The organism is Mycolicibacterium aromaticivorans JS19b1 = JCM 16368, assembly GCF_000559085.1.
Taxonomy (GTDB): domain Bacteria; phylum Actinomycetota; class Actinomycetes; order Mycobacteriales; family Mycobacteriaceae; genus Mycobacterium; species Mycobacterium aromaticivorans.
Genome location: NZ_JALN02000001.1, coordinates 1,678,964 through 1,698,294, shown reverse-complemented (window position 1 = coordinate 1,698,294; position 19,331 = coordinate 1,678,964). Strand labels below are relative to the sequence as shown.

Below are 19,331 nucleotides of genomic sequence, written 5' to 3'. Positions count from 1 at the left end.
TATCCGATACACCGCAGCCGTTTTAGCTGCCCGGCGTTGCTCACCCACAGACGCTGTGACCCGTGGGCTCACAGCAAACTAGCAGCTTCCTGCAAGTGATGCCATGGGCTCGCGAGGCCCGGTCGGTGCCGCGTGCGCACAGCGGCGTTCCCGCTAGGCTCATCGCCGTGCAGCATCCGATCCACATCCCGCCGAGTGCGCCGGCGCGGCTCGTCGTCCTGGCCTCGGGAACCGGATCGCTGCTCCAGTCGCTGCTGAACGCGGCCGTCGGCGACTATCCCGCGCGGGTCGCCGCGGTCGGGGTGGACCGGGACTGCCGCGCCGTCGAGATAGCTCAGGCCGCGTCGATCCCCACGTTTTGCGTGCGTCTGAAGGACCACCCGAGCCGCGCCGACTGGGACACCGCGATGGCCGATGCCACCGAAGCGCACCGGCCCGACCTGATCGTGTCGGCCGGGTTCATGAAAATACTTGGGCCGGAATTTCTTTCGCGATTCCTGGGCCGAGTCGTCAACACTCATCCGGCGCTGCTCCCGGCGTTTCCGGGCGCTCACGCGGTGCCCGACGCGCTGGCCTACGGGGTCAAGGTCACCGGCTGCACGGTGCATCTGGTGGACGCCGGGGTGGACACCGGCCCGATCCTGGCTCAGGAACCCATCGAGATTCTCGACGATGACGACGAAGACACGTTGCACGAACGCATCAAGGTCACCGAACGGCGGCTGTTGGTGGATGTGCTGGCCGCGCTGGCTCAGCGCGGCGTGACCTGGAGTGGCAGAAAGGCGACCATAGGATGACCGCGGGGACTGTAGGCAAGAGGCAGATTCGGCGCGCACTTATCAGCGTGTACGACAAGAGCGGGCTGATCCCGCTCGCGCAGGGTCTGCATGAGGCGGGCGTGGCCATCGTCTCCACCGGCTCAACCGCCAAAACCATTGCTGACAAAGGCATTCCGGTCACCCCGGTGGAGTTCGTCACCGGCTTTCCCGAGGTGCTCGACGGCCGGGTCAAGACACTGCACCCGCACATCCACGCGGGCCTGCTTGCCGACACGCGCAAGCCGGAACACCTCGCGGCTCTCGGCGAGCTGAAAATCGAGCCGTTCGACCTCGTCGTGGTCAACCTCTATCCGTTCACCGAGACGGTCGATTCGGGCGCCGAAGTGGAGGAGTGCGTCGAACAGATCGACATCGGCGGTCCCTCGATGGTGCGCGCCTCGGCCAAGAACCATGCCAGCGTGGCTGTCGTCGTCGACCCACTCGGATACGACGGCGTTCTGGCCGCGGTCCGGTCCGGCGGTTTCACCCTCGCCGAGCGACAGAAGCTGGCGGCGCTGGCTTTTCGGCACACCGCCGAGTACGACGTCGCGGTGGCAAGCTGGATGGGCTCGGTGCTGGCATCGGCAGAAGAAGATGCGGCGACACTCCTGCCGCCGTGGTTCGGCCGCACCTGGCGGCGCACTTCGCAGCTGCGCTACGGCGAGAACCCGCATCAGCAGGCCGCGCTCTACAGCGACGAGTCCGGCTGGCCGGGTCTGGCCCAGGCCGAGCAGCTGCACGGAAAAGAGATGTCCTACAACAACTTCACCGATGCCGATGCGGCGTGGCGGGCCGCGTTCGACCATGAGGAGATCTGCGTCGCCATCATCAAGCACGCCAACCCGTGCGGCATCGCGATCTCGTCGGTGTCGGTGGCCGATGCGCACCGCAAGGCCCACGAATGCGATCCGCTGAGCGCGTTCGGCGGGGTGATCGCGGCCAACACCGAGGTGACGGTGGAGATGGCCGAGTTCGTCTCGGAGATCTTCACCGAGGTCATCATCGCGCCGGCATACCAGCCCGGCGCGGTGGAGATCTTGGCCCGTAAGAAGAACATTCGCGTGCTCGTGGCCGCCCAGCCGCCGGTCGGCGGAGCGGAGTTGCGCCAGATCAGCGGAGGTCTGCTGATCCAGGAGCGCGATGCGCTGGACGCGCCCGGCGACGACCCGGCGAACTGGACTCTGGCGACCGGAACCCCGGCGGACGCGGCGACGCTGACCGATCTGCGGTTCGCCTGGCGCACCTGCCGCGCGGTCAAGTCCAACGCGATCGTGGTGGCCGCCGACGGCGCGACGGTCGGGGTGGGCATGGGCCAGGTCAACCGTGTCGACGCGGCGCGGCTGGCGGTGGAGCGTGGTGGCGAGCGGGTCCGCGGTGCGGTGGCGGCCAGCGATGCGTTCTTCCCGTTCCCGGACGGGCTGGAGACGCTGACGGCGGCCGGCGTCAAGGCCGTCGTGCACCCCGGCGGATCGATGCGCGACGAACTGGTCACCGAAGCCGCGGCGAAGGCCGGGATCGCGCTCTACCTCACCGGGGCCCGGCACTTCGCGCACTGACCGCGGGTATTCCGGCGGGGCCAAATATGACTTTGCGCTGACCGCGTAATGCCCCGGTGGCGTGGCAGTCGTAGCGTGGAGAGGTGACTTCACCTGACAACCTTCCCCGCACTCTTGGCGAACTGCGCGCTTCCGGGCATCGGGAGCGCAGCGTCAAGCAGGAGATCCGGGAGAACCTCCTGACCGCGCTGGCTGACGGAGATGAGGTTTGGCCTGGCATTTTCGGCTTCGAGGACACCGTCTTGCCGCAGCTGGAGCGGGCCCTGATCGCCGGGCACGACTTCGTTCTGCTCGGTGAGCGCGGGCAGGGCAAGACCCGGCTGCTGCGCTCGCTGCAGAATCTGCTCGACGAGTGGACGCCGGTGATCGCCGGGTCCGAGCTCGCCGAGCATCCCTACACGCCGATCACGCCGGAGTCGATCCGGCGGGTGGGAGAGTCAGGTGACGATCTGCCGATCGAGTGGCGCCACCGCAGTGAGCGCTATACCGAGAAGCTGGCCACCCCGGATACCAGCGTGGCGGACCTGGTCGGTGACATCGACCCGATCAAGGTCGCCGAGGGTCGCAGTCTCGGCGACCCGGAGACCATCGCCTACGGCCTGATCCCGCGGGCGCATCGCGGCATCGTCGCGGTCAACGAGCTGCCCGATCTGGCCGAGCGCATCCAGGTCTCGATGCTCAATGTCATGGAGGAGCGCGACATCCAGGTGCGCGGCTACACGCTTCGGCTGCCGCTGGACGTGCTGGTGGTCGCCAGCGCCAACCCCGAGGACTACACCAACCGCGGGCGCATCATCACTCCGCTGAAGGACCGCTTCGGCGCGGAGATCCGCACGCACTACCCGCGTGAACTGGATGCCGAGGTCGGTGTGATCACCCAGGAGGCACACCTGTCGGCGCAGGTTCCGGCCTACCTGATGCAGATCATCGCCCGATTCGCCCGCTACCTGCGCGAGTCGAATTCGGTCGACCAGCGGTCCGGTGTGTCGGCGCGCTTCGCGATCGCCGCCGCCGAGACCGTCGCCGCATCGGCCCGCCACCGCGGCGCGATCCTCGGCGAGGAGGAGCCGGTCGCCCGCGTGGTCGACCTCGGCACGATCATCGACGTCCTGCGCGGGAAGCTGGAGTTCGAATCCGGCGAGGAGGGGCGCGAGCAGGCGGTGCTCGAGCATCTGCTGCGCCGCGCCACCGCAGACACCGCACAGCGGGCGCTGGGCGGCATCGATGTCGGCACGCTGGTGGCGGCCGTCGAGGGTGGCTCGGCGGTGACCACGGGTGAGCAGGTCGCGGCCAAGGACGTGCTCGCGGCATTGCCGGACCTGCCGGTGATCGACGAGATCGCCAAGCGGCTGGACGCCGAAACCGAAGGAGAACGCGCCGCCGCGCTCGAATTGGCCCTGGAGGCACTGTATCTCGCGAAGCGGATCGACAAGGTGACAGGAGAAGGCGAAACCGTCTATGGCTAGAGCGGATCGGGGACACTCACACGACTCCCGGTATTCGGCCTATACCGGGGGCCCTGATCCGCTTGCCCCGCCGGTGGATCTTCGCGACGCGCTCGAGCAGATCGGGCAGGACGTCATGGAGGGCACATCGCCGCGGCGCGCTTTGTCCGAGCTGTTGCGCCGCGGAACCAAGAACACCAAGGGCGCCGACAGACTCGCCGCGGAGGTGAATCGTCGTCGCCGAGAGCTGTTGAACCGCAACAACCTTGACGGCACCCTGCAAGAGATCAAGAAGCTGCTCGACGACGCGGTGCTCTCCGAGCGCAAGGAACTGGCGCGCGCGCTGGACGACGACGCCCGATTCCAGGAGCTGCAAATCGAATCGCTCTCACCGTCGCCGGGCAAGGCCGTGCAAGAGCTGTCGGACTACAACTGGCGCAGTCCCGAGGCGCGCCAAAAGTACGAGCAGATCAAAGATCTACTCGGTCGGGAGATGCTCGATCAGCGGTTCGCCGGCATGAAGCAGGCGCTGGAGAACGCCACCGACGAGGACCGGCAAGCGGTCAACGAGATGCTCGACGACCTGAACGACCTGCTGGACAAGCATTCTCGAGGCGAGGACAGCGCGCAAGATTTCGACGACTTCATGCGCAAGCACGGCCAGTACTTTCCGGAGAATCCGAAGAACGTCGAGGAACTACTCGATTCGCTGGCCCAGCGGGCCGCGGCCGCGCAGCGCTTCCGCAACAGCCTCACCCCGGACCAGCGCGCCGAGCTGGATGCGTTGGCGCAGCAGGCGTTCGGTTCGCCGCAACTGATGAACGCGCTGAATCGGCTCGACTCGCACCTGCAGGCTGCCCGACCGGGCGAGGACTGGACCGGTTCATCGGAATTCTCCGGCGACAACCCGCTCGGTATGGGGGAGGGCGCCCAGGCAATGGCCGACATCGCCGAACTCGAGCAGCTCGCCGAGCAGCTGTCGCAGAGCTACGCCGGCGCAACCATGGACGACGTCGATCTCGACGCATTGGCCCGTCAGCTCGGTGATCAGGCCGCCATCGATGCGCGGACGCTGGCCGAACTGGAACGTGCGCTGATGAACCAGGGCTTTCTGGACCGCGGTTCCGACGGCCAGTGGCGGCTGTCGCCCAAGGCCATGCGCCAGCTCGGGCAGACCGCGCTTCGCGATGTCGCCCAACAGCTTTCGGGCCGCCACGGTGAGCGTGACACTCGTCGTGCCGGCGCGGCTGGCGAACTCACCGGCGCCACCCGGCCGTGGGCGTTCGGCGACACCGAGCCCTGGAACGTCACCCGCACCCTGACCAACGCGGTGCTGCGGCGGGCCGGCGGGCCTGCCGAAGGCCCGTTGCGGATCAGTGTCGACGACGTCGAGGTGTCGGAAACCGAGACTCGCACGCAGTCGGCGGTGGCGCTGCTGGTCGACACATCGTTCTCGATGGTGATGGAGAACCGGTGGCTGCCGATGAAGCAGACCGCGCTGGCGCTCAACCATCTGGTGAGCACGAGGTTCCGCTCGGATGCGCTGCAGATCATCGCCTTCGGCCGCTACGCCCGCACCGTGACCGCGGCCGAGCTGACCGGGCTCGAGGGTGTCTACGAGCAGGGCACCAACCTGCACCACGCACTGGCGCTGGCGGTCCGGCATCTGCGCCGCCACCCCAACGCCCAACCGGTGGTCTTGGTGGTCACCGACGGTGAGCCCACGGCGCACCTGGAGGATTTCGACGGCCAGGGTTCGTCGGTGTTTTTTGACTACCCGCCGCATCCGCTGACCATCGCGCACACTGTGCGCGGGTTCGACGAGGTCGCGCGCCTGGGAGCGCAGGTGACGATCTTCCGACTCGGCAACGACCCCGGCCTGGCCCGATTCATCGATCAGGTCGCTCGCCGGGTCGAGGGCCGGGTAGTGGTTCCCGACCTGGACGGTCTGGGCGCCGCGGTCGTGGGCGACTACCTGCGGTCGCGCCGGCGCCGGCGCTGAGCTGAGAAGCTCTCAGGTATTCAGCAAATCCGGGGCACCCCTGCACAGTGGCCCGGTCGATGGTGTGCTCAGCAAAGCGCGTGGCAAACGAGTTTGTTATTGACGTCAACGTTCTCCGGCGTAGGGAGTTAGCGAACACGTGCAACACGTCGGTAACCCGAATGTTTCTCCACCGTCAATTGGCTACCGGACGGCCGCCCCTCCTGCGTGATTGGTGTGAAAAAAGCGAAGTACTTAGGTCCCTGAATTCCGTGGTACCGCTTGCCGAGGGGCAAACAGCCCCTTAGTATCTATCAGGATCTTCTAAGATTCGTATCAGCAAAGCACCGAGTTCGTCACGACCCTGGCGAACCGCACCAACAAGGGGAATTAGCAATGGCGTCACGGACTCGGCCCTTCCTGGTGACCGGCGCTGCACTGGCCAGTGCAGCTGCCATCGTCGCCGCCTCACCGGCGTACCTTCCGACTCACGACATCGCGCTGGGTGCGCCCACCCCGCTGCCGCTGTCGACGGCTCAGGTCGCGCTGACCGCGATTACCGACATCACCCTTCAGGGCATCAACGACGCCTACTGGTTCGGCTGGGGCGGCTACATCCAGACCGGCAACACCTACTACCCCAACGTGAGCAACGTCTACGTCAGCGGCGCCTCGGGTGTGCTGTACTACCTGGTCGACAACGCCGCCGAGACGTTCGTGCCCGGCTTCGACCTCGACAACTACTTCTTCGAGGTCGGCGCTTCCTCGATCCCCTACGTGGCCGCCGGTGAGCTCTTCGGCACCAGCTCGCCGATCTTCCAGGCCGCGCAGGCGACGTTCTACTACGGCATTCCGAACGTCATCAACTCGATCGTGTCGAACGCCGCGACGCTGGTCCCGACCTTCAACATCGGCCCGGTCAAGCTCGGTGGCGGCATCCTCGCCAGCCTGTTCTTCTACGGACAGACGCCGGACTACAACTCCACCACCGGCACCGGGTTCAGCTACAGCACCAACGGCCTGTCGGCGATCCTGGCCTACGTGGCGACATCGATCTCAGACAACCTGCCCGGTGCACCCTCGGGGGCAGCGATCAGCGGCGCCATCACCGCGGCAGCCACGACCATCCAGAACGACATCAAGGGTCTCGAGACCGCCGTCAAGTCCGCGGCCGGCATCAGCACCACAGCGTCGTCCGCGGCGTCGAAGTCGACCGCCAAGGCGACGGCCGCCGAGGTCAAGACGGTGTCCGAGGGCACGACCAACAGTGGCACCCCGTCGACCGACACCACGTCGTCGACGGGCACCACGTCGTCGACCGACACCGCGTCGTCGACCGACACCACGTCCTCGACCGACACCACGTCCTCGACCGGCACCGCGCCGTCGACCGACACCACGCCCGCGAAGTCGACCGGCGCCGTGTCGCCCAAGGCTCCGACGTCGTCGGCCAAGCCCACCACCAAGCCGGCCAAGCCGCAGAACCCACTCGCCAAGATCGGCAAGCAGATCTCGGACGCGCTCGGCGGTGGCAAGAAGGCCAAGTCGGGTTCCACCTCGTCGAGCGACTCCTCCTCGTCGTCGGGCTCGTCCTCGTCCTCGTCGTCGAGCAGCTCGGGCTCGGGCACCAGCTCGAAGTAACGCACCTGCACCAACACTTCGGCCCCTTCCGATCGGAAGGGGCCGAGGTTGTTTGCGGACCGGTCAGCGTGATTCGGGTGTGTTGGGCTTGCGGTTCTTGCGTTTGATGCCGACACCGCCCCACAACGAGAAGCCGCGGATGGTGACTTTCGGCGCCCCCGGTGTACCCGGGCCGTCCACGTCGTGGTCGACCACCCATCACGCCCACGCCGTGGACCTCCACATTGATCTCCGGCGGCAGCAGGATGGTCTGGCCACCCATGATCGAATACGCGTGAATCTCCACGCTCGCCGACGTGAAGTCGGCGTAGCGCAGGTCGACGACGCCACCGCCGAACAGGGTGAACGTCGTGATGCGGCCGGGAACGTTCCACCGGCCGCGGCGTTCGAACCCGCTGAGGATCGCCAACAAGAGCGTCTTGGGTGCGGGCTTCGAAGCGCCGCGCCGATTCGAGGCGTCGGCGGCCTCCGGCAGGTCCTCGGTGAGCCGATCGAGGTCCTCATAGGTTTGCGCGGCATACGCCTTTGTCAACCGTTGCTCGTATTCGGTGAGCGCCAGGCGGCCCCGAGAGGCAGCCTCGGTGAGCAATTGGGCGACCTGGATACGGTCTGTGTCAGCAGCCCGCGTCGATGCGTCCCGCGGTGTCAAGTTGCTCATCGCTTACGAGGGTACGACTCTGGTCGGCAACCGCAAGAGTGTTCGCTGTTCTCTCACACCTGTGTTATCGCACCCAGCGCGGCGGGCGTTTCTGCAGAAACGCGAGCATTCCTTCGTGGGCTTCCTCGGAGACGAACAGCCGGGCCGATTCCGTTGCCAAGTCCTCGGCGTCGCGGTCGAAGCGGGCCAGAACATCGGCTGTGGTGAGTGCTTTCGATGCCGCCAGCCCCTGCGGCGAGCCACGCCCCAGGTCGGTCACGATGCCCGCGATCGCCTCGTCCACATCGTCGGCGGCCAGGGTGATGACGCCGATCTCGGCGGCTGTCGGTGCGGTGAACGTCTCACCCGTGAGGTAGTAGCGGGCAGCCGCGCGCGCCGTCATCTTCGGCAGCAATGTCAGAGAAATGACCGCAGGAGCCACCCCGATGCGCGCCTCGGTCAGCGCGAACGTGCTGCGCGGTCCCGCGACCGCGATGTCGCACGCCCCCACCAGCCCGAGACCGCCGGCCCGGACGTGACCGTCGATGGCCGCGACCACAGGCATCGGTGATTGGACGATCGCCCGCAGCAGCGCCGCCATCTCGCGACCCCGCGCGGCGGTCATGTCGAACGGGTCGCCGTCCGACGCTTCGCTCAGGTCGGCACCGGCACAGAACGTCCCACCGGTGTGACCCAGCACCACGGTCCGGACCGCCGGGTCGGCCGCGGCCGCCCGCAGTCCAGCATGCAACTGCTCCACCAATCGAGTGGACAGCGCGTTGCGGTTGTGCGGGGAGTCGAGCGTCAGCCGGGCGACGTGACCGTCGACGGCGTAGGTGACGAGCCGGTTCATCTCACTCCCCATGTCGCTTCGCTCCTGCCCGCCGCGTCATCAGTACGACCGGGGCAGGCCGAGCGACGTCTGAGCGACGAAGTTGAGGATCATCTCCCGGCTGACCGGAGCGATACGCGCCAGCCGGGACGCGGTGAGCATCGACGCGACGCCGTACTCCTTGGTGAGTCCGTTGCCGCCGAGGGATTGCACAGCCTGGTCGACGGCCTTGGTGGACGCCTCGCCCGCGGCGTACTTGGCCATGTTGGCTGCTTCGGCGGCGCCGAAGTCGTCGCCGGCGTCGTAGAGGGCGGCCGCTTTCTGCATCATCAGCTTGGCGAGTTCGATCTCGATGTAGTTCTGCGCCAACGGGTGGGCGATACCTTGGTGCGCACCGATCGGCGTCTTCCACACCTGGCGGGTTTTGACGTACTCGGCCGCCTTGCCGAGCACGTGGCGTCCCGCACCGATCGCATTGGCCGCACCCATGATTCGTTCCGGGTTCAGACCGGCGAACAGCTGGGCGATCGCGGCGTCCTCCGAACCGACCAGCGCGTCGGCGGGCAACCGGACATCGTCGATGAACACCTGGAACTGGCTCTCCGGACTGACGATCTCCATGTCGATCCTGGTGAAGCTGAAGCCCGGGGTGTCGGTCGGCACGATGAACAACGCCGGCTTGAGGTTGCCGGTCTTGGCCTCCTCCGTCCGGCCGACGACCAGCACCGCCTGGGCCTGGTCGACGCCGGAGATGTAGACCTTCTGGCCGGACAGGACCCAGTCGCCGCCGTCGCGGCGGGCGGTGGTGGTGATCTTGTGCGAGTTCGAGCCGGCGTCGGGTTCGGTGATGGCGAACGCCATGGTGATCGAACCGTCGGCGATACCGGGCAGCCAGCGCTTTTTCTGGTCGTCGGTACCGAACTTACTGATGATGGTCCCGTTGATCGCCGGTGACACCACCAGCATCAGCAGCGCGCAGCCGTGGGCGGCCATCTCCTCCATGACCAGGGACAGCTCGTACATGCCTGCGCCGCCACCGCCGTACTCCTCGGGAAGGTTCACCCCGACGAAGCCGAGTTTTGCTGCCTCGGACCACAATTCGTCGGTGTGCTCACCGGCGCGGGCCTTGGCCAGGTAATAGTCCGAGCCGTAGCTCGCCGCCATCGCGCCGACCGCTTTGCGCAGTTCCTGGCGTTCGGCGCTCTCGATGAAGCCGGTGTCGGTCGTCGACGCGGTCATTGCTCTCCTTCTCCGGTGTCCGGGCTCTCCACCCGGGCGAGGACGGTCCCCACGTCGACCTGCTGGCCGACGCTGACCTCCAGTTGGGTCACCACACCATCGGCAGGCGCGGTGATCGTGTGTTCCATCTTCATTGCCTCCAGCCAGACCAGCGGCTGGCCCAGCGTGACGGTGTCACCCAGGGCCGCGCCGAGCCGGATCACCGCGCCGGGCATGGGCGCCAGCAACGATCCCTTCTCGACGCTCGAACCCGGTTCGGGGAATCTGGGGACGGCGGTCAACGCGACCGGGCCCAGTGGCGAGTCGACGAATACCTCAGTGTCATAACGGCTCACACTGAACGCGGTGGCGACCCCCGCGTTGTCGGCCAGTACGACCTGGCCGGGCTGCGCCGACAACACAGTCACACCGGGATCGTCGGGCAGGACCACCCCGGCGCGGGTGAATCGATAGCTGATGTGGTGTTCCTGCTCGCCGGCCGAGTAGCTCTTGAGCTGATTTCCCGACACCACGTTGCGCCAGCCGCTGGGAATCTCGCCAAGTACCGCCGTGCCGGCACGGTTGCTTGCGGCATCGGCCAGCGCGGCGGCGACAGCCGAGAGCCGCGTCGTACAGTCGTCGGCCAGCGGCCGGGACAGGTCGGCCAGGCCGTGGGTGTCGAAGAACGCGGTGTCGGTGGCACCGTCCAGGAAGCCCTGGTGGCGAAGGACATTGACGAGCAGGTCCCGGTTGGTGCGGATGCCGTGCAGCCGGGTCGAGGCCAGTGCGGCGGCGAGCACCTGGGCGGCACGTCGTCGGGTGGGGGCGTACGAGATCACCTTGGCCAGCATGGGGTCGTAGTGGATCGACACCGTCGCCTGGTCGTCGATGCCGGAGTCCAGCCGAATACCGGTCTCGGCGATGAGGCCGAAAGTGGTTGTCACGCCGGGCACCTCGAATTGGTGAACGCGCCCTGCCTGGGGTTGCCAGTTCTTGGCGGGATCTTCGGCATAGATACGGGCCTCGATCGAGTGGCCGCGGGCGGCCGGGGGCTGTGCGCCGAGCTGATCGCCGTCGGCCACCGCCAGCTGCAGCTCGACGAGGTCCAGGCCGGTGGTGAGTTCGGTGACGGGATGTTCGACCTGCAGCCGGGTGTTCATCTCCAGGAAGTAGAACTCGCCGTCGTCGTCGGCCAGGAACTCCACGGTGCCGGCGCCGGTGTAGCCGATCGCGCCGGCCGCCAGTCGGGCAGCGTCAAACAGCCTCTCCCGCATAACCGCAACGCGCTCGACCAGCGGGGAGGGTGCTTCTTCGATGATCTTCTGGTGCCTGCGCTGGATGGAACATTCCCGCTCGCCGACGGCCCAGACCGTGCCGTGCTGATCGGCGAGGACCTGTACTTCGACATGGTGGCCTCCTGCCAGATACCGCTCGCAGAACACCGTCGGATCGCCGAATGCCGACTGGGCCTCGCGCTGGGCCGCTTCCACCTGACCTGGTAGTTCGCCGAGATCGATAACCACCCGCATGCCGCGCCCGCCGCCGCCTGCCGACGCCTTCACCAGCACGGGCAGTTGTGCTGCGGTGACGGTCGCCGGATCGAGCTCGTCGAGGACGGGCACTCCGGCCGCCGCCATCATCTTCTTCGCTTCGATCTTCGAGCCCATTGACGCGACGGCGGCAACCGGAGGGCCGATCCACGTCAACCCGGCGTCAATGACGGCATTCGCGAAATCGGCGTTCTCGGAAAGGAATCCGTATCCGGGGTGGATCGCGTCGGCGCCCGAGGCCTGCGCGGCGGCGATGATCTGCGCGGCGTGAAGGTAACCGTCGAGTCGCACCCGGGCGTCGGCTTCGGCGACGTGGGGCGCGTCGGCGTCCGGGTCGGTGTAGACGGCCACCGTCGCGATGCCGAGCCGGCGACAGGTGGCGAACACGCGGCGGGCGATTTCGCCGCGGTTGGCAACGAGAACTCGTGTGATCATGGGGCTCACATCCGGAAGACGCCGAAGTTCGACGTCCCCTCGATCGGTGCATTGGCTATGGCGGACAGGCACATTCCCAAGACGGTGCGGGTGTCCCGCGGATCGATCACCCCGTCGTCGTAGATGCGCCCGGACAGGAACATCGGCAGTGACTCGGCTTCGATCTGGGCCTCGACCGCAGCGCGCAACGCCGCATCGGCCTGCTCGTCAACGACGCCGCCGCGGGCTTCGGTGGCCGCGCGGTTCACGATGGACAGGACGCCGGCCAGCTGGGCGCCGCCCATCACCGCGGATTTGGCGCTGGGCCAGGCGAACAGGAAGCGAGGGTCGTAGGCGCGGCCGCACATGCCGTAGTGGCCGGCCCCGTAAGACGCGCCGATCAGCAGCGAGATGTGCGGGACGCGCGAGTTTGACACGGCGTTGATCATCATCGAGCCGTGCTTGATCATCCCGCCTTCCTCGTAGGCCTTGCCGACCATGTAGCCGGTTGTGTTGTGCAGGAACAGAAGTGGCGTGTTGGATCGATTGGCCAGCTGGATGAACTGGGTTGCTTTCTGCGATTCCTCGCTGAACAGCACGCCACGGGCATTGGCCAGGATGCCCACCGGGTAGCCGTGCAGGGTCGCCCACCCGGTCACCAGCGACGGTCCGTACATGGCTTTGAACTCGTCGAAGTCCGAGCCGTCGACGACGCGCGCGATCACCTCGCGGGGATCGAACGGGATTCGCAGATCAGCGGACACGATGCCCAGCAGTTCGTCGGGGTCGGCGAGCGGCGGTCTGAAGGGGCGCGGTGCCGGGCCCTGTTTGGTCCAGTTCAGCCGGGCGACGATGCGGCGGCCGATCCGGATGGCATCGACTTCGTCGACGGCGAGGTAATCACCCAGACCCGAGACCCTGGCGTGCATTTCGGCCCCACCGAGCGACTCGTCGTCGGACTCCTCGCCGGTGGCCATCTTGACCAGCGGCGGCCCGGCCAGGAACACCTTCGAGCGTTCCTTGATCATCACCACATGATCGGACATGCCGGGGATGTAGGCGCCGCCTGCGGTGGAGTTGCCGAACACCAGCGCGATCGTGGGGATGCCTGCCGCGGACAGCCGGGTGAGGTCGCGGAACATCTGACCGCCGGGGATGAAGATCTCTTTCTGGGTGGGCAGATCCGCACCGCCGGACTCCACCAGCGAGATCACCGGCAGCCGGTTCTCGAAGGCGACCTGGTTGGCCCGCAGAATCTTCTTCAGCGTCCAGGGGTTACTGGTGCCGCCTTTGACCGTGGGGTCGTTGGCGACCAGCAGACACTCGACGCCCTCCACCACGCCGATACCGGTCACCAGGCTGGCGCCGACCTGAAAGTCGCTGCCGTATGCGGCCAGTGGGCACAGTTCGAGGAACGGCGAATCGGCGTCGACAAGTAACTCGATGCGCTCGCGGGCCGTGAGCTTGCCGCGCGCGTGGTGCCGGTCGACGTACTTGGGACCGCCGCCGCCCAGTGCTTTCGCCAGCTCGCCGTCGATTTCGGCGAGTTTCGCGGTCATCGCCTCGGCCGCCTCAAGGTACGTGGGTGCAGTCGGGTCGAGGGTGGAATTCAAGACGGTCATGCCTGGTATCCAAGTGCCTTGGCGGCCAGGCCGGTGAGGATTTCGGTGGTTCCGCCGCCGATACCCAGGATCCGCATGTCCCGGTATTGGCGTTCGACCTCGCACTCGGTCATGTACCCCATCCCTCCGAAGAGCTGAACAGCTTGGTGCGCCACCCATTCGCCGGCTTCTACCGCGGTGTTCTTGGCGAAGCACACTTCGGCGATCAGGTTGGTCTCGCCGGCGAGCTGCCGTTCCACGACATGCCGCGAATACACCCGCGCCACGTCGATGCGCCGCGCCATCTCGGCCAGTGTGTTCTGTACAGCCTGCCGGGAGATCAGCGGCCTGCCGAACGTCTCCCGGTCCCGGCACCATTGCAGCGTCAGGTCCAGGCAGCGCTGCGCCGATGAATAGGCCTGAGCCGCAAGGCCGATGCGTTCGGAGACGAAGGCTTGCGCGATCTGAGCGAAGCCGGTGTGCTCGGCGCCGACGAGGTTGTCCGCCGGAACCCGGGCCTCGGTGTAGGACAGCTCGGCGGTGTCCGAGGAGCGCCAGCCCATCTTGTCCAGCCGTCGGGTTACGTCGAAACCCGGTGTGCCTTTTTCGACGACGAGAAGCGAAACACCCGCTGCTCCGGGAAGTTCGGGGCCGCCGGTGCGTACGGCGGTGACGACGTAATCGGCGCGCACCCCGGAGGTGATGTAGGTCTTCGCGCCGTTGACCACGTATTCGTCGCCGGTCCGAGTGGCCGTTGTCCGCAAGTGGCCGACGTCGGAGCCGCCGCCGGGTTCGGTGATCGCCAGCGATCCGATCAACTCGCCGCGCAGGGTCGGGCGCACGAACGTCTCGAGCAGCCGCTCGTCGCCGGTGGCGGCCATGTGCGGCACTGCGATACCGCAGGTGAACAGCGAGGCGAAAACGCCTCCGGGAGTGCCGGATTCGTGCAGTTGCTCGCAGATGATCAGCGAGTCCGCGGCGTCTCCGCCGCCACCGCCGACCGACTCGGGGAGATCGGCGCCCAGCAGGCCCGCGGCTGCGGCGCGGCGGTGCAGGTCGCGGGGGAGTTCCCCGGCGCGTTCCCACTCCTCGACATGCGGCAGGATCTCGCGTTCGGTGAAGCTACGAACCGTTTTCCGCAGCTGCTGACGTTCGGGGGTGTTCCAAATGTTCACAGAAGCTCTTCCGGGATGTCGATGTGCCGGCTTCGCAGCCACTCGCCGAGACCTTTGGCCTGCGGGTCGAATCGTGCCTGATAGGCGACGCCCTGCCCGAGGATGCCGTCGATGACGAAGTTGACCGCCCGCAGGTTCGGCAGCAGATGGCGGGTGACCGGCAGATCCCTTGTCTCCGGGAGTAGTTCGCGCAGCCTGTCGACGGTCAGCGTGTGCGCCAGCCAGCGCCACTGCTCGTCGGTGCGTACCCACACACCCACATTGGCCGCCCCGCCCTTGTCGCCGCTGCGCGCTCCGGCGATCGTGCCCAGCGGCACCCGCCGGGTCGGTCCCGGCGCCGGTGGCTCGGGCAGCGGCGGGGCCTCGACGGCGGCCAGTTCCACGGTGGTCGCGGCGGGGGTGATGTCGGTGCGGCTGCCGTCCGGTCGCACCGCAACCTGCGCGACGTCGCTCGCGGGCACGTAGCCGGCGGTGAACACGCCGTAGACCTGCCCGTCGCCCGGCGGCGCAGTCGAGGTGAAGCCCGGGTAGGATGCGAGCGCGAGTTCGACTGCGGCCGAGGAGAATTGGCGGCCTACAGTTTTGGTATCCGGATCGCGCACGACACAGCTCAGCAGTGCGCTGGCCGCCTCTTCGGTGTCGGCGTCGACGTGGTCGGTGCGGGCCAGCGTCCAGTTGATCTCGGCGGGCTTCACGCGCAGGGCCGACTCCAGTTGGCTGCGCACCAGGGCGGCTTTGGCCTCGATGTCCAGACCGGTGAGCACGAACGTCACCGCGTTGCGGAACCCGCCGATGCTGTTCAGCGAGACCTTCAGCGACGGGGGCGGCGGCTCACCGCGCACGCCGCTGATGCGGACGCGGTCGGGGCCGTCGGGGGACAGCGCGATCGTGTCGAACCGGGCGGTGACGTCGGGATTGGCGTAGCGGGCGCCGCCGATCTCGTAGAGCAGCTGCGCGGTGACGGTGCCGACGCTGACCTGCCCGCCGGTTCCGGAGTGCTTGGTGATCACCGAGGAACCGTCGGAGTGGACCTCGGCCAGCGGGAAGCCGGCGTGGCCCAGGTCGGCGATCTCGGTGAAGAAGGAGTAGTTACCGCCGGTGGCCTGCGCTCCGCATTCGATGACGTGGCCGGCCGCCACCGCGCCAGCCAGCCGGTCGTAGTCGGTGCGGTCCCAGCCGAAGTGTGCCGCGGCCGGACCGACCACCACCGACGCGTCGGTGACCCGGCCGGTGACCACGATGTCGGCTCCCGCCTGCAGGCAGTCGACGATGCCCCAGGCGCCCAGATAGGCGTTGGCGGTCAGTGGCGAGCCCAAACCGAGTTCGGCTGCGCGGGGGAGAAGATCGTCGCCTTCGACGTGGGCGACCTTTGCCGGAATGCCCAGCCGCTCGGCCAGCCCGCGAACTGCGTCGGCCAGTGCGGACGGGTTGAGGCCGCCGGCGTTGGCAACGATCCGGACCCCGCGTTCGTTGGCGAGTCCGAGGCATTCTTCGAGCTGGGTCAGGAAGGTCTTGGCGTAGCCACGGTCGGGATTCTTCATCTTGTCCCGGCCAAGAATGAGCATCGTGAGCTCAGCCAGGTAGTCGCCGGTCAGGTAATCGAGGTCGCCGCCGGTGAGCATCTCGCGCATGGCGCCGATGCGGTCACCATAGAAGCCCGAACAGTTACCGATCCGCACCGCATCTGCCACGCGCGCTGTGTTCCCTTCACTGGCACTCGATCCCGGGTCGCTCCGCCCCGTTCCCCGAACCAACCAACCGGTAGGTTACTTGGGACCGGCGGTTCCCCGTCAAGGGTTGAGGTCACTCCTCCCGGGTGTTTTGGAGCCGACGCAGGTGAGCGGCTATCCTGAGATGCAATTGTTGGCCGCCGGCATGTCAGAGTCTCTGCGCGGCGGCACCCCTGATCAAGGAGAAGCACGTCATGGCTGTGCCCAAGCGCAGAATGTCGCGCGCGAACACCCGCAGTCGGCGCGCGCAGTGGAAGGCCGAGGCCACCGGTCTGGTCAACGTTTCCGTCGGCGGTCGCCAGCACAAGGTTCCCCGCCGGTTGCTCAAGGCCGCGCGCCTCGGATTGATCGATCTCGACAAACGCTGACGCCGTTCGCCGGCCGCGAATTGCCTGCTCGCGCGGCGTGCCTCTCAGGCCAATCTCAGGCGTTGGGTTGAGACTGTGGCTGTGCGAATACTTGTCGTCGATGATGATCGCGCTGTGCGCGAGTCGCTCCGCCGGTCGCTGTCGTTCAACGGATATTCCGTAGACCTGGCGCAGGACGGGGTCGAAGCACTCGACGCGATCGCCAATGACCGGCCTGATGCGCTCGTGCTAGATGTGATGATGCCGCGGCTGGACGGCCTCGAGGTTTGTCGCCAGCTGCGCAGCACGGGCGACGATCTTCCGATCCTGGTTCTGACCGCTCGTGACTCGGTGTCCGAGCGGGTCGCCGGTCTGGATGCCGGTGCCGACGACTATCTGCCCAAGCCGTTCGCCCTCGAAGAGTTGCTGGCCCGGATGCGCGCGCTGCTGCGCCGGACCGGCCCCGAGGAGCAGTCCGATTCCGCGGTGATGACGTTCGGCGATCTGACGCTCGATCCGGTGACCCGCGAGGTGCATCGCGGCAAACGCGCGATCAGCTTGACCCGCACCGAGTTCGCGTTGCTGGAGATGCTGATCGCCAATCCGCGCCGGGTGCTCACGCGCAGCCGCATTCTCGAGGAGGTGTGGGGTTTCGACTTCCCGACCTCGGGCAATGCGCTGGAGGTTTACGTCGGGTACCTGCGCCGAAAGACTGAAGCGGAAGGAGAGCCGCGGCTGATCCACACCGTGCGGGGTGTGGGCTATGTGCTGCGTGAGACACCGCCCTGATGTCACCACTGAGGCGGCGCGCGCGGGCTGAGCGGGCGCCGGAAGAGCCGACGTCATCGTTGTCATTGCGATGGCGGGTGATGCTGCTGGCCATGTCCATGGTGGCCATGGTCGTGGTGCTCATGGCGGTTGCGGTGTACGCCGTGGTGTCGGCCGCGCTCTACACCGACATCGACAACCAACTGCAGAGCCGCGCGAGCCTGCTGATCGCCAGCGGCTCGCTGGCCGCCGACCCCGGTAAGGCCATCGAGGGCACCGCCTATTCCGATGTCAACGCGATGCTGGTAAACCCGGGCCGGTCGACGTACACCGCCAATCAGCAGGGTCAGAAGTTGCCTGTCGGTGAGCCGGAGAAATCCGTCATCAACGGCGAGCTGTTGATGTCTCGCCGCACTGTCGGCAACCAGCGGGTGCTGGCGGTTCACCTGCCCGACAACAGATCACTGCTGATATCCAAGAGCCTGGCGCCCACCAATGCGGTGATGACCAAACTGAAATGGGTCCTGCTGGCGGTGGGCGGCATCGGTGTCGTGGTCGCGGCGATCGCCGGCGGGATGGTGGCGCGCACCGGTCTGCGGCCGGTGGCCCGGCTCACCGAGGCCGCCGAACGGGTGGCGCGTACCGATGACCTGCGTCCCATTCCGGTCTTCGGTAGTGACGAACTCGCCAGGCTCACCGAGACCTTCAACACGATGCTGCGCGCGCTGACCGAATCGCGGGAGCGGCAGGCCCGGCTGGTTGCGGACGCCGGACACGAGCTTCGCACGCCGCTGACCTCACTGCGGACCAACGTCGAGCTGCTGATGGCGTCGATGAAGCCGGGCGCCCCGCGGCTTCCGGACAGCGAGATGGCCGACCTGCGCACCGATGTGATCGGGCAGATCGAGGAATTGTCCACTCTGGTAGGCGATCTCGTCGACCTGACCCGTGAGGATGCCGGCGGACTCGTCCACGAGGCGGTCGATCTCAGCGACATCGTCGACCGCAGCCTGGAGCGCGCGCGCAGGCGCCGCAACGATGTCCAGTTCGACGTCGACGTCGTCGGATGGCAGGTCTACGGCGATCCGGCCGGATTGTCCCGGGCGGTTGTCAATCTGCTTGACAACGCGGCGAAGTGGAGCCCGTCGGGCGCGCACGTCGGGGTGCGGCTGCGCCAGGTGGACGCCGCCCACGCCGAACTCGTGGTGTCCGATTACGGGCCCGGAATCCCCCCGCAGGAGCGCGGTCTGGTCTTCGAACGGTTCTACCGGTCAGCGTCGGCGCGGGCGATGCCCGGGTCCGGGCTGGGCCTGGCGATCGTCAAGCAGGTCGTTGTCAAGCACGGTGGCATGATCCGCATCGGAGAAACGATCCCCGGCGGGCAGCCGCCGGGCACGTCGTTCTTCGTCCTGCTGCCGGGCCTGCCGATCTCCGCCGACGACTACCCAGACGACGATTCAGCCGAAAGCGAAAACACGGCCACAATCGCCAGGACCAATGGTGATCGCCGATTTCATGAGAAAAAACCCAACGTTGGACCGAGTGTTATCTCAGTCGATTCTCAGTAGTGCAAGGCATGCTGTGGTCAGCAGTTTTAGGCATTTGTGAACAGGAAGAG

At 67.1% G+C, this 19,331-nt stretch carries 14 protein-coding genes and 1 pseudogene; 8 read left to right on the top strand and 7 right to left on the bottom strand.

Translation table 11 applies throughout. The features are described from left to right. Nucleotides 1–167: 167 nt before the first annotated feature. The 5 genes from purN (at nt 168) to Y900_RS08140 (ending at nt 7,441) form a co-directional block, all read left to right on the top strand. Nucleotides 168–797: a phosphoribosylglycinamide formyltransferase gene (gene purN / locus Y900_RS08160; protein ID WP_051659958.1), complete on the top strand. Its 630-nt coding sequence runs from the start codon at nt 168–170 to the stop codon at nt 795–797. Further along, nucleotides 794–2,374, top strand: coding sequence for a bifunctional phosphoribosylaminoimidazolecarboxamide formyltransferase/IMP cyclohydrolase (gene purH / locus Y900_RS08155; protein ID WP_036341054.1), 1,581 nt, complete (start codon nt 794–796; stop codon nt 2,372–2,374). The genes purN and purH overlap by 4 nt, the downstream gene beginning before the upstream one ends. An 83-nt stretch (nt 2,375–2,457) precedes the next feature. Further along, nucleotides 2,458–3,840 carry a sigma 54-interacting transcriptional regulator gene (locus Y900_RS08150; RefSeq protein WP_036341051.1) on the top strand — a complete coding sequence of 461 codons (1,383 nt, stop codon included), beginning with the start codon at nt 2,458–2,460 and terminating at the stop codon, nt 3,838–3,840. Then, the gene (locus Y900_RS08145) at nt 3,833–5,821 is read left to right on the top strand and encodes a vWA domain-containing protein (RefSeq protein WP_036341048.1); all 1,989 of its coding nucleotides are present in this window, start codon (nt 3,833–3,835) and stop codon (nt 5,819–5,821) included. Before Y900_RS08150 ends, Y900_RS08145 begins: the two co-directional genes overlap by 8 nt. A gap of 375 nt (nt 5,822–6,196) precedes the next feature. Next, on the top strand, nt 6,197–7,441 hold the full coding sequence (locus Y900_RS08140) for a hypothetical protein (RefSeq protein WP_131536118.1): 1,245 nt from the start codon (nt 6,197–6,199) through the stop codon (nt 7,439–7,441). A gap of 63 nt (nt 7,442–7,504) precedes the next feature. Here the strand turns inward: Y900_RS08140 and Y900_RS08135 are convergent. From Y900_RS08135 to Y900_RS08105, 7 genes and pseudogenes are all read right to left on the bottom strand, one after another. Beyond that, nucleotides 7,505–8,099: pseudogene (locus Y900_RS08135) on the bottom strand (DUF1707 SHOCT-like domain-containing protein). 64 nt (nt 8,100–8,163) lie between these two features. After that, a complete protein-coding gene (locus Y900_RS08130) occupies nt 8,164–8,931 on the bottom strand; it encodes an enoyl-CoA hydratase family protein (protein WP_036341043.1) in 768 nt (255 codons plus the stop codon). A 39-nt stretch (nt 8,932–8,970) separates the two neighbouring features. Beyond that, entirely contained in the window at nt 8,971–10,149 is a 1,179-nt protein-coding gene (locus tag Y900_RS08125; protein WP_036341040.1) for an acyl-CoA dehydrogenase family protein, read from the bottom strand. Further along, the gene (locus Y900_RS08120) at nt 10,146–12,113 is read right to left on the bottom strand and encodes an acetyl/propionyl/methylcrotonyl-CoA carboxylase subunit alpha (protein WP_036341036.1); all 1,968 of its coding nucleotides are present in this window, start codon (nt 12,111–12,113) and stop codon (nt 10,146–10,148) included. Before Y900_RS08120 ends, Y900_RS08125 begins: the two co-directional genes overlap by 4 nt. A 5-nt stretch (nt 12,114–12,118) precedes the next feature. Beyond that, nucleotides 12,119–13,714, bottom strand: a complete 1,596-nt coding sequence (locus Y900_RS08115) for an acyl-CoA carboxylase subunit beta (RefSeq protein WP_036341034.1) — start codon at nt 13,712–13,714, stop codon at nt 12,119–12,121. Continuing rightward, nucleotides 13,711–14,868 (bottom strand): acyl-CoA dehydrogenase family protein, encoded by a 1,158-nt coding sequence (locus tag Y900_RS08110; RefSeq protein WP_036341031.1) that lies wholly within the window; start codon nt 14,866–14,868, stop codon nt 13,711–13,713. The genes Y900_RS08115 and Y900_RS08110 overlap by 4 nt, the downstream gene beginning before the upstream one ends. Then, a complete protein-coding gene (locus Y900_RS08105) occupies nt 14,865–16,547 on the bottom strand; it encodes an acyclic terpene utilization AtuA family protein (RefSeq protein WP_051660347.1) in 1,683 nt (560 codons plus the stop codon). The genes Y900_RS08110 and Y900_RS08105 overlap by 4 nt, the downstream gene beginning before the upstream one ends. A gap of 245 nt (nt 16,548–16,792) precedes the next feature. Between Y900_RS08105 and rpmF the strand changes: the two genes are divergently transcribed. The 3 genes from rpmF to Y900_RS08090 all read left to right on the top strand — a co-directional run bounded on the left by rpmF (nt 16,793) and on the right by Y900_RS08090 (nt 19,281). After that, nucleotides 16,793–16,966 (top strand): 50S ribosomal protein L32, encoded by a 174-nt coding sequence (gene rpmF, locus Y900_RS08100; RefSeq protein WP_005139771.1) that lies wholly within the window; start codon nt 16,793–16,795, stop codon nt 16,964–16,966. A gap of 81 nt (nt 16,967–17,047) precedes the next feature. Further along, nucleotides 17,048–17,734: a response regulator transcription factor gene (locus Y900_RS08095; protein ID WP_036346178.1), complete on the top strand. Its 687-nt coding sequence runs from the start codon at nt 17,048–17,050 to the stop codon at nt 17,732–17,734. Beyond that, nucleotides 17,734–19,281, top strand: a complete 1,548-nt coding sequence (locus tag Y900_RS08090; protein WP_036341025.1) for a HAMP domain-containing sensor histidine kinase — start codon at nt 17,734–17,736, stop codon at nt 19,279–19,281. The genes Y900_RS08095 and Y900_RS08090 overlap by 1 nt, the downstream gene beginning before the upstream one ends. Nucleotides 19,282–19,331 lie beyond the last annotated feature (50 nt).

Excerpts from the sequence above, each read along its gene's own strand:
- Y900_RS08125 (WP_036341040.1), bottom strand. The coding sequence starts at position 10,149 with ATGACCGCGTCGACGACCGACACCGGCTTCATCGAGAGCGCCGAACGC.
- Y900_RS08145 (WP_036341048.1), top strand. The coding sequence starts at position 3,833 with ATGGCTAGAGCGGATCGGGGACACTCACACGACTCCCGGTATTCGGCC.
- Y900_RS08130 (WP_036341043.1), bottom strand. The coding sequence starts at position 8,931 with ATGAACCGGCTCGTCACCTACGCCGTCGACGGTCACGTCGCCCGGCTG.
- rpmF (WP_005139771.1), top strand. The coding sequence starts at position 16,793 with ATGGCTGTGCCCAAGCGCAGAATGTCGCGCGCGAACACCCGCAGTCGG.
- purH (WP_036341054.1), top strand. The coding sequence starts at position 794 with ATGACCGCGGGGACTGTAGGCAAGAGGCAGATTCGGCGCGCACTTATC.
- Y900_RS08120 (WP_036341036.1), bottom strand. The coding sequence starts at position 12,113 with ATGATCACACGAGTTCTCGTTGCCAACCGCGGCGAAATCGCCCGCCGC.
- Y900_RS08090 (WP_036341025.1), top strand. The coding sequence starts at position 17,734 with ATGTCACCACTGAGGCGGCGCGCGCGGGCTGAGCGGGCGCCGGAAGAG.
- Y900_RS08140 (WP_131536118.1), top strand. The coding sequence starts at position 6,197 with ATGGCGTCACGGACTCGGCCCTTCCTGGTGACCGGCGCTGCACTGGCC.
- Y900_RS08115 (WP_036341034.1), bottom strand. The coding sequence starts at position 13,714 with ATGACCGTCTTGAATTCCACCCTCGACCCGACTGCACCCACGTACCTT.